This window comes from Streptomyces sp. NPDC006235 (genome assembly GCF_040613735.1).
GTDB lineage: Bacteria > Actinomycetota > Actinomycetes > Streptomycetales > Streptomycetaceae > Streptomyces.
The window spans coordinates 16,893-30,421 of record NZ_JBEXSR010000044.1; the positions used below are offsets into that span (position 1 = coordinate 16,893).

Here is a 13,529-nt window from a genome sequence, read left to right on the forward strand (position 1 = left end):
GAGGGAGAGACGTGAGCGGCAAGGGTGCACCGGAGCTGTCCGTACGCAATGTGGGTGACCTCAGGGTCGCCGTCATCGCGGCACAGTGGCACGAGAAGGTGATGGACGGTCTGGTCGACGGTGCCCTGCGCGCCCTGCACGACCTGGGCATCGACGAGCCGACCCTCCTCAGGGTCCCCGGCAGCTGGGAACTCCCCGTCGTCGCCAAGGTCCTCGCGGGCCGCGGCTACGACGCGATCGTCGCCCTCGGCGTGGTCATCCGCGGCGGCACGCCCCACTTCGAGTACGTGTGCCAGGGCGTGACCCAGGGCCTCACCCAGGTCTCGGTCGACACCGGCGTCCCCGTCGGCTTCGGCGTGCTGACCTGCGACACGGAGGAGCAGGCCCTGGACCGCGCCGGCCTGGAGGGCTCCCACGAGGACAAGGGACACGAGGCGGTGACGGCGGCGGTGGCGACCGCGGCCACCCTCCGCTCAGTATCCGAACCCTGGCGCTGACGAAGGGCACCTGTGGCATAGGCTGAGCGTCACCATGTCCAAGAAGACGTTCGAGGAGCTCTTCACCGAGCTCCAGCACAAGGCCGCCCAGGGCGACCCCGCCACTTCCCGCACCGCAGAACTGGTCGAGAAGGGCGTCCACGCCATCGGCAAGAAGGTCGTCGAAGAGGCCGCCGAGGTCTGGATGGCCGCCGAGTACGAGGGCAAGGAAGCGGCCGCCGAGGAGATCTCGCAGCTGCTGTACCACGTCCAGGTGATGATGGTCGCCCGCGGCATCTCCCTCGACGACGTCTACGCCCACCTGTAAGCCGCCCCGTTCCCGCAAGACACCCACGCAAAGGAAGCCGACCTCATGCTGCGCATCGCCGTCCCCAACAAGGGTTCCCTGTCAGGCCCTGCGGCGGAGATGCTGCATGAGGCCGGCTACCAGCAGCGCCGGGAGTCCAAGGAACTGCGGATCGTCGACCCGACGAACGAGGTCGAGTTCTTCTACCTCCGGCCCCGCGACATCGCCATCTACGTCGCCTCCGGCCAGCTGGACATCGGCCTCACCGGCCGGGACCTGCTGATCGACTCCGGCGCCGACGCGGAGGAGATCCTCGCCCTCGGCTTCGCCCGCTCCACGTTCCGCTACGCCGGCAAGCCCGGCACCATCAGCGGCCTGGCGGACCTGGCGGGCAAGACCGTCGCCACCTCCTACGAGGGCATCGTCGCGGCCCACCTCGCCGAGCACGGCATCGACGCCTCCGTCGTCCACCTCGACGGCGCCGTCGAGACCGCCATCCAGCTCGGCGTCGCCCAGGTCATCGCGGACGTCGTCGAGACCGGCACCTCGCTGCGCAACGCGGGCCTGGAGGTCGTCGGCGAGCCGATCATGCAGTCCGAGGCCGTCGTGATCCGCCGCACCGGCGCGGACGGCGACGACCCCAAGGTGCAGCAGTTCCTGCGCCGCCTCCAGGGCGTCCTGGTCGCCCGGACGTACGTGATGATGGACTACGACTGCCGCGTCGAGCAGCTGGAGAAGGCCGTCGCCCTCACCCCCGGCCTGGAGTCGCCGACCGTGTCCCCGCTGCACAACGAGGGCTGGGTCGCCGTCCGCGCGATGGTCCCGGCCAAGGAAGCGCAGCGGATCATGGACGACCTGTACGACATCGGCGCCCGGGCCATCCTGACCACGGCCATCCACGCCTGCCGTCTGTGAGGGGCGCGCACTGATGTCCGATCTGCCCACCCTGCCCGTCACCTTCCGGCCGGGCAGCACCCGTGCGGTGCTGCTCAGCGCCGCCGTCGCGATCCTCGTGGTGATCACGGCCGTCGCCATGCTGCTGAAGCAGCTCAGCCCCGCCGAACGCCTCAGCTTCATCGTGACGGCGCTGCTGCTGGACTCGGTGCTGCTTCTGCTGGCGCGGCCCAAGGTCGTCGCCGACGAGTCCGGCGTCACTGTGGTCAACCTCACGAACAAGCGCCGGCTGGAATGGGCCGAGATCCTTCAGGTGACCCTCCGGCCGGGCGACCCCTGGGTGTTCCTCAACCTCAGCGACGGCACCAGCCTGCCCGCGCTGGGCATCCAGCCGGGCATCGCCCGGCAGCGCGCGATCGCCGACGCCCGTGCCCTGCGGGCGCTCGCCGAGGCGCGTTCCGTCGCGGACCCCGAGCGGCCTCGGGGCTGACTCGGGGAATCCTCCGGGCGGCCACCACTGCCGCACCGGGCCGTGTCTTGATTAATCTGTTGGCGGAGGCGCGAACGGATGCGCCTTTGCCCCTGTTGCCCCGCCCGGTGCGCCAGGGGCTCCTGCTAACCGAGGAGTGACCCCCTCCGGCGATGGACGGATCGTCCTGCAGTACCTGCGCCGCCCCCTGCCGACATAGCGCGGACCGTGTCCGCGACCGTGCGGAGGCGGCGGCATCATGACCATCCCCCTGCTGCTTCTGGCAGCCGCGTTCCTGCTGATTCTGGCCAACGGATTCTTCGTGGCGGCCGAGTTCGGACTCGTGACGGTCGAGCGGCCGGAGGCCGAGAAGGCCGCCGCCGAGGGCGACCGGCGCGCCCACCGTGTCGTCGAGTCGCTCAAGGAGCTGTCCTTCCAGCTCTCCGGCACCCAGCTGGGCATCACCATCACCTCCCTCGTCGTCGGCATGCTCGCCGAACCGGCGCTCGCCGAGCTGCTGCACGGCCCTTTCACCTCGATCGGCGTCCCCGAGGGAGCCGTCTCCGGTGTCACGGTCGTCGTCGGCATGCTGCTGGCCTCCGCCGTGCAGATGGTGATCGGCGAGCTGCTGCCCAAGAACTGGGCGGTGTCCCGGCCGCTCCAGGTCGCGCGTTTCGTCGCGGGCCCGCAGCACGTCTTCGCACGGCTGTTCCGGCCGGTCATCGCCGGCCTCAACGCCGTCGCGAACCGGCTCGTGCGCGCCCTCGGCATCGAGCCCGCCGAGGAGCTGGCCTCCGCCCGCACCCCCGGCGAGCTGGTCTCCCTCGCCCGCCACTCGGCCCGGGCCGGCGCCCTGGAACAGGACACGGCCGACCTCTTCGTGAGGACCCTGTCACTGGGCGAACTGACCGCGCAGCACGTGATGACGCCGCGCGTGAAGGTCAGCGCCCTGCAGTCCTCGGCCACCGCCGAGGACGTGGTCAACCTGACCCGCGCCACCGGCTTGTCCCGCTTCCCCGTCTACCGGGAGAGGATCGACGAGGTCGTCGGCATGGTCCACCTCAAGGACGCCCTGGCCGTGCCCGTGCGGGACCGGCTGCGGACCCCCGTCGGCCGCATCGCCCGCCCGGCGCTGCTCGTCCCCGAGACCCTCCCCGTACGGCCGCTGCTCACCCGCCTGCGCAGCGAGCAGCCGATCGCGGTCGTCGTCGACGAGTACGGCGGCACGGCCGGTGTCGTCACGCTGGAGGACATCGTCGAGGAGATCGTCGGCGAGGTGCGCGACGAGCACGACGGGCATGACCTGCCCGAGCTGGCCTCCGCGCCGCCGGAGGACGGCAGGCCCGCCTGGGACGTCGACGGCAGCTGCCGGGTCGACATCCTCCAGCGCATAGGCCTCGACGTACCCGAAGGCCCGTACGAGACCGTCGCAGGCCTGATCGCCGACCTGCTGGGCCGTATCCCGGCCGTCGGCGACAAGGCGGAGCTGCCCGGCTGGCGGCTGTCGGTACGCCAGGTGGGCCACTACCGCGCCGAGCGGGTCCGCCTGGTCAGAACGGCCCCGGTCGTCGTGATGGAGGCCGCCCGATGAGCGTGCTCCAACTGACCTTCGCCGCCCTCCTGGTGCTGCTCAACGGCTTCTTCGTCGGCGCCGAGTTCGCGCTCGTCTCCGTACGCCGCAGCCAGATCGAACCCCTCGGCACCGCCCGTTCCCGGCAGGTCCTCTACGGCCTGGAACGGCTGCCGCAGATGATGGCGGCGGCCCAGTTCGGCATCACGATCTGCTCCCTCACCCTCGGTGCGGTCGCCGAGCCGACCGTCGCGCACCTGCTGGAGCCGGTCTTCGAGTGGGTCCACCTGCCGCAGGGCATGATCCACCCGCTCACCTACGTCATCGCCCTCGCCGCCGTGGTCTTCTTCCACCTCGTCATCGGCGAGATGGTCCCGAAGAACCTGGCGATGGCGGCTCCCGAGAAGGCCGCGCTGTGGCTCAGCCCGGGCCTGGTCTGGTTCGCCCGCTTCTGCAAGCCGATCACCGCCGCCCTCGGCGCCGTCTCCCAGGGCATCCTGCGGCTCTTCCACGTCGAGCCCAGGGACGAGGTCGAGGCCGTCTTCACCAGTGAGCAGCTCAACCGGCTCGTGGAGGACGCCGGCCAGGCGGGCCTGCTCGACCCCGACGAGGCCGAGAGCCTGGAGGACGCCCTGGAGCTGGGCTCCCGGCCGGTCACGGACGTCCTGCTGAAGCGCGAGTCACTGGTGACGGTCAGCCCGTCGGTCACCCCCGGCCGCATCGTCGAGCTCACCGCCCGCACGGGGTACTCCCGGTTCCCCGTCGTCGCGGACAACGGTGTGTTCATGGGCTACCTGCACGTCAAGGACGTCCTCGACGTGGAGCACTCGGACCGTGCCGTGCCGCAGCATGTGTGGCGCTCCATGACGACGCTGCGGTCCGAGCTGCCGTTGGACGACGCGCTGACGGTGATGCGGCGGGCGGCGACGCATCTGGCCCAGGTGGCCGACGCGTCCGGGAAGGTGCTCGGGCTGGTGGCGCTGGAGGATGTGCTGGAGCTGCTGGTGGGGGAGGTGCGGGATCCTGCGCACCGGGAGGTGCGAGAGGTGAGGCTGACCGAGCCGAGGTCCGGCGAGGAGGTACTGGCTACGTAGGCCCAGCTGCGGGCAATCGTGCCGCTAAGGGCGGCACGGGTGGGCGCAGCGGCACCCCGCTCCGCCGGGCTGCGGACCCACCCGGCCCCAGCCCCTGCGCCAGTTCCTACAGTCCGGGCGGATCCTGCGGCCCCCGCCCGGACAGCACCTCTCCATACGCCTGCATCAGATCCGGCAACCGCAACGTCGCCAGGTCCTCCCTGCCCAGCACCCCGGGACAGACGGACAACCGAAGATCCCGGTACGCGCAGCTCTTCTCGTACAGCGTCCGCAGGAACCGCCCGTTGCCCAGCTCGTCGATCCACCCCTGGTCCACCACGTGCCCGGCGATCGACCGCAGCTCGTCGAGGGCCTCCTCGTCCCACAGGTCGCCGTTCTCCGCGGCGAGCACCTTGCCGATCTCGGTGAGTTCGAGCGGCCGGTAGGAGGGGAAGTCGACGCGGGTGGTGAAGCGCGAGGACAGCCCGGGGTTGGCGGCGAGGAGGCGGTCCATGCCCTCGGGGTAGCCGGCCAGGATCACCACGAGGTGGTCGCGGTTGTCCTCCGCCCGCTTCAGCAGCACCTGGAGCGCCTCGTCGCCGTACGCGTCGCCCTTGCCGTAGCCCGAGTTGGACAGCGAGTACGCCTCGTCGACGAAGAGCACGCCCCCGAGCGCCGAGTCGATCAGTTCGTTCGCCTTCACGGCGGTCTGCCCGAGGTACTCGCCGACGAGGTCGGCCCGCTGGGCCTCCACGAGATGGTCGCCGCCGAGCAGGCCGAGCGCGTAGAAGACGCGGCCGAGGATGCGGGCGACGGTCGTCTTGCCGGTGCCGGAGGGGCCGGAGAAGACGAAGTGGCGTTTCGGCGGCTGGACCGGCAGGCCCTGCCCGGCCCGCAGCCGGGCTATGTTCAGCTGCGCCGACAGCGCCTTGACCTGGCGTTTCACCGGCTCCAGACCCACCATGCGCTCAAGTTCGGCGAGTGCTTCCTCGAGTAACACCGGGTCGGTGGGCCCCGCGGGCAGCGACGGCGCCGGGCCGGTCCGCGAGCGCACCGAGGGGTCGGTCACCGGCGGCAGGGGAGCGGCGGCGGGCGGTTCCGGATCGGGCAGTCTCAGATCACGGCCCTCGGTGCCGAAGAGCGGGTCGAAACCGTCCGGTCCGTCCACGGCGTCCTGGCCGGCGCCGGTGAGGGTGATCGCCGCGAGGTCGGTGGCCTCGTCGTAGCCGTCGCCCTCGGCGATCGCGGCGAGACGGGCCGCGGTGTCCATGAAGGCCGGGTCGACACGGTGCACCGCCCGGTACAGGGGGAGCGCGGCGGCGCTGCGGCCGGTGCCCTCGTGCGCGCGGGCCAGCCAGTAACGCAGTTCCTTGCGCTGCGGCTGCTCGCTGCGGCAGCGCATCAGCGCGGCGGACAGCAGTGGTTCGGCCTGTCCGTACATCTCCAGGCGGACTCTGGCCATGCCGCCGAACAGGCCCGCCTCGATGCCGAGCATCGGGTCGTCGAGCAGCGGGTCGGTGTGGCGGACCAGCTGCTCCCAGTCCTTGACCAGATAGGCGCGGCAGGCATGCAGGAAGCGCACCTGGGCGTCGGTGTCCACCGGCGGCAGCCCGGCGAGGGCGCGGTCCAGCTCGGGGACGTGGCGGCCGTCCAGCCAGTGGGAGGCGTGCGCGAGCAGCAGGTCCCGGGGGCTCTCCAGCACGGGCTGCACCCACCAGCCCAGCCAGTACCAGGAGTTGAGGGCGCGGCGGTAGCGGGTGCGCTGCTCGCCGAAGCGGTCCCGGTGGCGGAACATCCTGAGCAGTGCGGTCGTCGTGTCGACGCGCAGCGCGTGCAGCCCGAGCCAGGCGTCGGCCATCCCGGAGTCCATGCGCACGGCGGCGCGGAACTCCTCCTCCGCCTGCGGATAGGCGCCCATGGTGTAGGCGTCCACGCCTCGCAGCCAGGCGAGGTCGGCCGGGGCCTGTGGGCCCTGCGTGCCGAAGTCCATCACGTCCCCCACGAACCGTGCCCCCGTCGGTATGCCAACGAGCCGCCCCCCGGCCGGCTGCCCTGCTCGAACCGCTGTACCACGGACCGGAGTTGCAAGGTGTGCGAAGCAACCGTCCGTAGGTCGCAACGAGGGCATCGTACCTGCGCGGGCGGCGCCCCCGTAGGGTGCCGCACGGGGCGTTCGGCGAGGTGGGAGGGGATGCGGCACCCTCCCGCACGGTGACCGAGGGTGAGCACGCGGCGCCGCGCGGCGCCCGGAAAAACCGGAAGAAGACAGAACGAAGCCCCCGATCACGGGGGAACAACCGGGGGCTTCGCGTCTGTGGGCGGCTCCGAATGGCCGCACATTGAGAACGTAAGTCCTGTACGGGCCCCCGGTCAAGCCGAGTTGAAGCACTCCGGCAAGTTGTCCCGCAAGGCCCTTCACGAGTTCAGCACACTGCGGGCGGCTCGTCACCGTGTGTGAGGGGCTGGTCCGGTCCAACCGTCCCAGCAGGTCCCGGGATCACCTCAAATCCCTTCTCTCGCTGGCGTACCAGGAGGTCGGCGTACGGCCGCGAGGGATCGTCGGCGAAATGCCGGCGCTCCGCCGGTACCCATCCGTCCCAGAACTCCCTCTGTTCCTCCCCGTCCCGCGACCGTCCCCGCGCCCAGGCCTCCTCGCGGGGCAGCTCCATCCACAGCAGCAGGGCCAAGTGAGGCCGCAGCGCCCGGCGCCCCGCGCCGACGCCCTCCACGACAACCACCGGGGCGGGCGGCAGGGGGCGCGGCGCACCGAAGCGGCGGGCTCGCCAGTCGTAGGGGGCGTAGTGCGCGCTCCGGCCCTGGGCCAGAGGCTCGATCACCTGGTCCAGCAGGCGTCCGGTCCAGTCGAACAGTTCGTCGTGGGTGGCGATGTCGTCGAGGCGCAGCACCGGCGCGCCGCCCAGCGCCACGGCCAACTGCCCGGCGAAGGTGGTCTTTCCGGAACCGGCGTGCCCGTCGACGCCGACGAGGCGGACCGGGCCGCAGGAGGGCGGAAGGCGGCGGATCCGGGAGGACAGGTCGCGGACGGCGGGGCCCGGTACGGGGCGGAAGGGCGGATTCATCTCGCTCAGCACTCTAACGACGGTGTCCACGGCGCCCGCCAGTGGTCGACGCCAATATTGGTGGGCGTGGCGCGGGCCGAAGTGCTGGCGGGACTCGGCGGGCTGTGCTCCTATGTGGCGCATACATGCGTGCTGCTGCCCCTATGTGGTGCCTACACGTGTGCGACCGACCGTGCAATGGACCTGCCCGCCCCTGACCGACTCCGACTTCCGGGGGTCTCGCCATGCGCAGAGCCGAACAGCCCTCCCGCAGAACCGTCCTGGCCGCCGCGGTCGCCGCCGTCGTCACGGCAGGCGCGGGCCCGGCGTCCGCCGACACCGAGGAGCCCATGCCGACCGACACCGCAGAGCCCGCCCGCGTGGTCCCGGCCCGGACCGTGGACAACCGGGCCTGGGTCTCGTACGACGACTGGTACGGCGGCTCCGCCCGGGGCACCCGGGCCGTCGCGGGCGCCCGCCCGGGCGTGGTGATCGCGAAGCCCGCCGGAACCACCGGTTACACGGACCCGCACACCGGCACCACCGCCCGCTGGGAGTACGGCACCTGGACGTCCCCGGCCCACCGGCTCGCCGTCCCCGCGACGGAGGCGATCGTCTCCTGGAACGCGCACACCCCGTCCGGCACCTGGCTCCAGGCGGAGATCAAGGCGATCTACACCGACGGCACCAGCACTCCCTGGTACGTGATGGGCCGCTGGGCGTCCGGCGACCAGGACATCCGGCGCACCTCCGTCGACGACCAGAGCGACGGCAAGAGCACCGTCTGGACCGACACCCTGGCGATCGACGACCCGTCGACGGGCCTGCGCCTCGCCTCGTACCGGCTGCGCCTCACCCTCTACCGCAAGCCCGGCACCAAGGCCACGCCCACCGTGTGGCGGCTCGGCGCGATGGGCTCCGACGTTCCCGACCGGTTCACCGTCCCGGCGTCCGTGCCCGGCCTCGCCGGCGAGCTGGCCGTCCCGCGGTACTCGCAGGAGATCCACAAGGGCCAGTACCCCGAGTACGACAACGGCGGCGAGGCCTGGTGCAGCCCGACGTCCTCCCAGATGATCATCGAGTACTGGGGTGGCCGGCTCACCCCGGAGCAACTGGCCTGGGTGGATCCGTCGTACGCCGATCCCCAGGTGTGCCACGCGGCCCGTTTCACCTACGACTACCAGTACGCCGGATGCGGCAACTGGCCCTTCAACGCCGCCTACGCGGCCACGTTCAAGGACCTCCAGGCCGTGGTCACCCGGCTCGGCTCGCTCACCGACCTGGAGACGCTGATCGCGGCCGGCATCCCGGCCATCACGTCCCAGTCCTTCCTGAAGGAGGAGCTGACCGGCGCCGGGTACGGCACCGCCGGGCACCTGATGACGGTCATCGGCTTCACCGCCGACGGCGATGTGATCGCCAACGATCCCTTCTCGGAGACCAACGAGGCTGTGCGACGCGTCTACCGGCGGCGGGAGTGGGAGAACATCTGGCTGCGGACCAAGCGGTACAACGCCTCCGGGAAGGTCGTCTCCGGTACCGGCGGCGTCTGCTACCTGTACTTCCCGGCCCGGCCGACCGCGGCCCAGCGCAAGGCGCTGACAGCCGTGGGCGTGCGCGTGTGACCAACCTCTCGGCCACGAAAGCCGCTCCAGATGGCAAAGTGGACTGACTTTCACCGTGGACCGCCCCTTCGAGGGGAAGTCCGTCCGCATCACGAATCAGTGAGAATGATGACCGCGCACTCAGCCACCGCAGCCCGCGTCCGCACCGGCGGTCCCCAGGACGACGGCCCGAAGATCGTCGAGCATGTCGCGGGCTGGACCCTCGTCGTGGTCGTCGCGATGCTCGTGACGCAGCTCGGGCTGCTGTGACCCACCTCGGGCCGCTGTAACCCGACGCGTGGTGCTGTGACCTGACCCACGACCCTGCCCTGCGGCCTGCCATACTGCGGATGTCCCGCCGCCGCCCGTTGGAACCAGGGTCGAAATTGAATATCAGTCCACAGCCTGCCGCGCGTCCCAGAGCCCGCGGCACCGAGCGCTCGCTGGCGCGCCGTGCCGAACTCATCGCGATCGGGCGGAGGTTGTTCGCCGACACGTCCTACGACGCCCTGTCGATGGACGACATCGCCCGGCAGGCGCACGTCGCCAAGGGGCTGATCTACTACTACTTCCAGTCCAAGCGCGGCTACTACCTGGCCATCATCCAGGACTCGGTCGCCGACCTGGTCACCCTGGCGGCGAGCGGACACGAACTGCCACCGGTCGACCGCGTCCAGCGCACCATCGACCGCTATCTGCGCTACGCCGAGCACAACCAGGCCGCGTACCGCACCATCGTCAGCGGCGGCGTCGGCTTCGACACCGAAGTGCACGCCATCCGTGACGGCGTCCGCGAGGCCATCGTCGCCACCATCGCCGAGGGGGCGTACGGCCGCGCCGACATCACCCCGCTGGCGCGCATGGGCCTGCTCGCCTGGGTGTGCGGCGTCGAGGGCACCACCCTGGAATGGATCGACCGCCCCGAACTGCCCCGCGAGACCATGTGCGACCTGCTGGTGAAGGGGCTCGGCGGCGCCCTGCGCGCGATCGAGGACCTCGACCCCGCCTATCCGGCTCCGCAGGCCGCCCGCCAGGGCGCATGAGCGGGGGGCGGAGGGATCCGTCCCCTCCGCCCCCGGTCGGCCAGGCCTACTTGATGGCCTTGATCAGCTCACCTTTCGATGTGTCGCCACTCAGCTCCCAGAAGAACGTGCCGCCCAGCCCCTGCTGGTTCTTGTAGTTCATCTTGGTCGCGATGGTCGCCGGCGTGTCGTAACTCCACCAGTCGCTGCCGCACTTGGCGTACGCCGTGCCGGCCACCGTCCCCGTCGCCGGGCACTTGGTCTTGAGGACCTTGTAGTCCTCGATGCCCTGCTCGTACGTGCCCGCCGCCGGGCCGGTAGCGGTGCCGCCGGGCGCCGACTGGGTGACGCCGGTCCAGCCGCGGCCGTAGAAGCCGATCCCGAGCAGCAGCTTGGAGGCGGGGATGCCGAGGCCCTTGAGCTTCGCGATGGTCGCCGAGCTGTGGTTGTCCGCCTTCGGTATGCCGGAGTACGAGGTCAGCGGGGAGTGCGGGGCCGTCGGGCCGGTCGCGTCCCAGGCGCCGAAGAAGTCGTACGTCATCGGGTTGTACCAGTCGACGTAGGGGGCGGCGCCCGCGTAGTCCGCCGCGTCGATCTTGCCGCCCGGGGTGGCGTCGGCGGTGATCGCCGCGGTGACCAGGTTCTTCGGGCCGAACTTGGCGCGCAGCGCCTGCATCAGGTTCTTGAACGCCGCCTTGCCGCTGGTGTCGCAGGTGGCGCCGCAGGCGTTGGGGTACTCCCAGTCGATGTCGATGCCGTCGAAGACGTCGGCCCACTTGGAGTTCTCGACCAGGTCGTAGCAGGACTGGGCGAAGGCGGCCGGGTTCCTGGCGGCCTCACCGAAGCCGGCCGACCAGGTCCAGCCGCCGAAGGACCACAGCACCTTGAGGTTCGGGTGCTTGCGCTTCAGCTCGCGCAGCTGGTTGAAGGTGCCGCGCAACGGCTGGTCCCAGGCGTCGGCCTTGCCGTCGACGGACTCGGCGGCCGTGTAGGTCCGGTCGGTGGCGGCGTAGGCGTCGCCCATCGCGCACTTGCCGCCGGTGACGTTGCCGAAGGCGTAGTTGATGTGCGTGAGCCTGGCCGCCGAGCCGGACGTCTCGATGTTCTTGACGTAGTACTTGCGGTCGTAGGTGCCCCATTCGGTGAAGTACCCGATGACCTTGGAGCCGGCGGCCTTGGCGCCGGGAGCGGGCTTCGTACCGGCGGCGGCCTCCTGAGCCGAGGTCGCCGCGGAGGCGGAGGCACCCGCGCCGGCCAGCAGACCGGCGCCGAGGACGGCGCAGCAGGCCGCGGACACGATGGCCCGGAAGCGGGAACGGTGGAGGGTGTGCATCCGGTGTCTCCTCGTGGGGAGAGGGAGCGCGTGCCGATTGGCATGAACGCGGTGAATCGATGGTGCGAAACAGTAGGAGGACTAGACCAGTCCGGTCAATGGTTCGGACCAATTTCGCTCGTCGAGGCGCACTCGGGTATTTCTTGAAGTAAGCGGTCGTTAACTGGTGACGGGATGCCTCCGATCGGGCATACTCACAGCGCAGAGCCGCTGGTCAGCAGCTTCCGAGACCCGGGACTGCAAGCATCGGCCAGGCACCAGAACGACCCGGCGGCGCCGCCCCCACCCACGGGCCCGTCCGCCAGTGCCCGACAGGGAGGAGAGCGTCGCCATGCCCGACCGCGCCCCGCAGCCGGTGGACCGGCAACTGCCCACGGAGGAGGCCCGGGACCTGATCTCGCTCGTCCGCGACATCGCGCAGCAGGAGATCGTCCCGAAGGCGGCCGAGGAGGAGGACGCCGGCCGCTTCCCGCGCGAGCTGCTCACCCTGCTGTCGCGCTCCGGCCTGCTCGGCCTGCCGTACGACTCCGAGTACGGCGGCGGCGACCAGCCCTACGAGGTCTACCTCCAGGTCCTGGAAGAGCTCGCCGCGGCCCGCCTCACGGTCGGCCTCGGCGTCAGCGTGCACTCCCTCGCCTCCTACGCGCTCGCCGCCTACGGCACGAAGGAGCAGCAGGTCGAGCACCTGCCCGCGATGCTCGGCGGCGGCATGCTCGGTGCCTACTGCCTCTCCGAGCCGCACTCCGGCTCGGACGCGGCCGCCCTGCGCACCAGGGCGGTGCGCGACAGTGACGCCTGGGTGATCACCGGCACCAAGGCCTGGATCACGCACGGAGGGATCGCCGACTTCTACACGGTCATGGCGCGCACCGGCGAGGAGGGCCCGCGCGGGATCACCGCGTTCCTGGTGCCCGGCGATGCGCCGGGTCTGAGCGCCGCCCCGCCCGAGAAGAAGATGGGCATGAAGGGCTCACCCACCGCCCAGGTCCACTTCGACGGCGTACGCGTCGGTGACGACCGGCGCATCGGCGAGGAGGGGCAGGGTCTTGCGATCGCCCTGTCCGCGCTCGACTCGGGGCGGCTCGGCATCGCGGCGTGCGCGATCGGCGTGGCGCAGGCGGCGCTCGACGAGGCGCTGGCGTACGCGACCGAGAGGCGCCAGTTCGGCAAGCCGATCGCCGACTTCCAGGGGCTGCGCTTCATGCTCGCCGACATGGCGACGCAGATCGAGGCGGGCCGGGCGCTCTACTTGGCGGCGGCGCGCCTGCGGGACGCGGGCCGGCCGTTCGCCCAGCAGGCGGCCATGGCCAAGCTGCACTGCACCGACACGGCGATGCGGGTCACCACCGACGCCGTGCAGATCCTCGGCGGCTACGGCTACACCGCGGACTTCCCGGCGGAGCGTTACATGCGCGAGGCGAAGGTGCTGCAGATCGTCGAGGGCACCAACCAGATCCAGCGGATGGTCATCGCCCGCCATCTCGTGGGTCCAGGGGGACGCTGAACTGGTCGAGGCCCCGCCAGGGCGCCGCGAGCCGCATCCACTCCGGGTCGTGCCGGCCCGGAAGCGTGCGGCCGCGCTCGGCCCAGGCCCGCATCAGGTCACAGTAGATCGGCGGGTCCTGATAGCGCGGCGCGGCGGGCCGAACCGATTCTGCGGGCGGCGGGACGAACAGGAGGCGTTGACGCCCGGTCGCTGAGGAAATGGGGGTCATACCCGGG

Annotated in this window: 13 protein-coding genes; 10 read left to right on the plus strand and 3 right to left on the minus strand. The window is 71.1% G+C overall.

The features are described from left to right. Positions 1 to 11: 11 nt before the first annotated feature. From ribH to ABZ192_RS35445, 6 genes are all read left to right on the plus strand, one after another. Positions 12 to 497, plus strand: a complete 486-nt coding sequence (gene ribH / locus ABZ192_RS35420; RefSeq protein ID WP_356928584.1) for a 6,7-dimethyl-8-ribityllumazine synthase — start codon at positions 12 to 14, stop codon at positions 495 to 497. 34 nt (positions 498 to 531) lie between these two features. Further along, positions 532 to 804 (plus strand): phosphoribosyl-ATP diphosphatase, encoded by a 273-nt coding sequence (locus ABZ192_RS35425; protein WP_003988914.1) that lies wholly within the window; start codon positions 532 to 534, stop codon positions 802 to 804. Between the two features lie 45 nt (positions 805 to 849). Further along, positions 850 to 1,698, plus strand: coding sequence for an ATP phosphoribosyltransferase (gene hisG, locus ABZ192_RS35430; RefSeq protein ID WP_020273518.1), 849 nt, complete (start codon positions 850 to 852; stop codon positions 1,696 to 1,698). A gap of 13 nt (positions 1,699 to 1,711) precedes the next feature. After that, positions 1,712 to 2,167: a PH domain-containing protein gene (locus ABZ192_RS35435; protein WP_356928585.1), complete on the plus strand. Its 456-nt coding sequence runs from the start codon at positions 1,712 to 1,714 to the stop codon at positions 2,165 to 2,167. A gap of 238 nt (positions 2,168 to 2,405) precedes the next feature. Next, positions 2,406 to 3,737 (plus strand): hemolysin family protein, encoded by a 1,332-nt coding sequence (locus tag ABZ192_RS35440; protein WP_356928586.1) that lies wholly within the window; start codon positions 2,406 to 2,408, stop codon positions 3,735 to 3,737. Then, positions 3,734 to 4,810 carry a hemolysin family protein gene (locus tag ABZ192_RS35445; protein WP_356928587.1) on the plus strand — a complete coding sequence of 359 codons (1,077 nt, stop codon included), beginning with the start codon at positions 3,734 to 3,736 and terminating at the stop codon, positions 4,808 to 4,810. The genes ABZ192_RS35440 and ABZ192_RS35445 overlap by 4 nt, the downstream gene beginning before the upstream one ends. A gap of 106 nt (positions 4,811 to 4,916) precedes the next feature. On the opposite strand, the gene ABZ192_RS35450 is transcribed toward ABZ192_RS35445, so the two are convergent. After that, entirely contained in the window at positions 4,917 to 6,779 is a 1,863-nt protein-coding gene (locus ABZ192_RS35450; protein WP_356928628.1) for an AAA family ATPase, read from the minus strand. A gap of 433 nt (positions 6,780 to 7,212) precedes the next feature. Then, positions 7,213 to 7,869 carry a hypothetical protein gene (locus tag ABZ192_RS35455; protein ID WP_356928629.1) on the minus strand — a complete coding sequence of 219 codons (657 nt, stop codon included), beginning with the start codon at positions 7,867 to 7,869 and terminating at the stop codon, positions 7,213 to 7,215. Positions 7,870 to 8,093: 224 nt separating this feature from the next. Between ABZ192_RS35455 and ABZ192_RS35460 the strand changes: the two genes are divergently transcribed. The 3 genes from ABZ192_RS35460 (at position 8,094) to ABZ192_RS35470 (ending at position 10,495) form a co-directional block, all read left to right on the plus strand. Beyond that, a complete protein-coding gene (locus ABZ192_RS35460) occupies positions 8,094 to 9,473 on the plus strand; it encodes a peptidase C39 family protein (protein ID WP_356928588.1) in 1,380 nt (459 codons plus the stop codon). 108 nt (positions 9,474 to 9,581) lie between these two features. Continuing rightward, positions 9,582 to 9,722, plus strand: a complete 141-nt coding sequence (locus ABZ192_RS35465) for an SCO1431 family membrane protein (protein WP_356928589.1) — start codon at positions 9,582 to 9,584, stop codon at positions 9,720 to 9,722. A gap of 116 nt (positions 9,723 to 9,838) precedes the next feature. Next, on the plus strand, positions 9,839 to 10,495 hold the full coding sequence (locus ABZ192_RS35470; protein ID WP_356928590.1) for a TetR/AcrR family transcriptional regulator: 657 nt from the start codon (positions 9,839 to 9,841) through the stop codon (positions 10,493 to 10,495). Positions 10,496 to 10,541: 46 nt separating this feature from the next. Here the strand turns inward: ABZ192_RS35470 and ABZ192_RS35475 are convergent, their stop codons facing one another. Next, on the minus strand, positions 10,542 to 11,807 hold the full coding sequence (locus ABZ192_RS35475; RefSeq protein ID WP_356928591.1) for a glycoside hydrolase family 18 protein: 1,266 nt from the start codon (positions 11,805 to 11,807) through the stop codon (positions 10,542 to 10,544). A gap of 331 nt (positions 11,808 to 12,138) precedes the next feature. Between ABZ192_RS35475 and ABZ192_RS35480 the strand changes: the two genes are divergently transcribed. Then, positions 12,139 to 13,311 (plus strand): acyl-CoA dehydrogenase family protein, encoded by a 1,173-nt coding sequence (locus tag ABZ192_RS35480; protein ID WP_356928592.1) that lies wholly within the window; start codon positions 12,139 to 12,141, stop codon positions 13,309 to 13,311. The last annotated feature ends 218 nt before the right edge of the window (positions 13,312 to 13,529 follow it).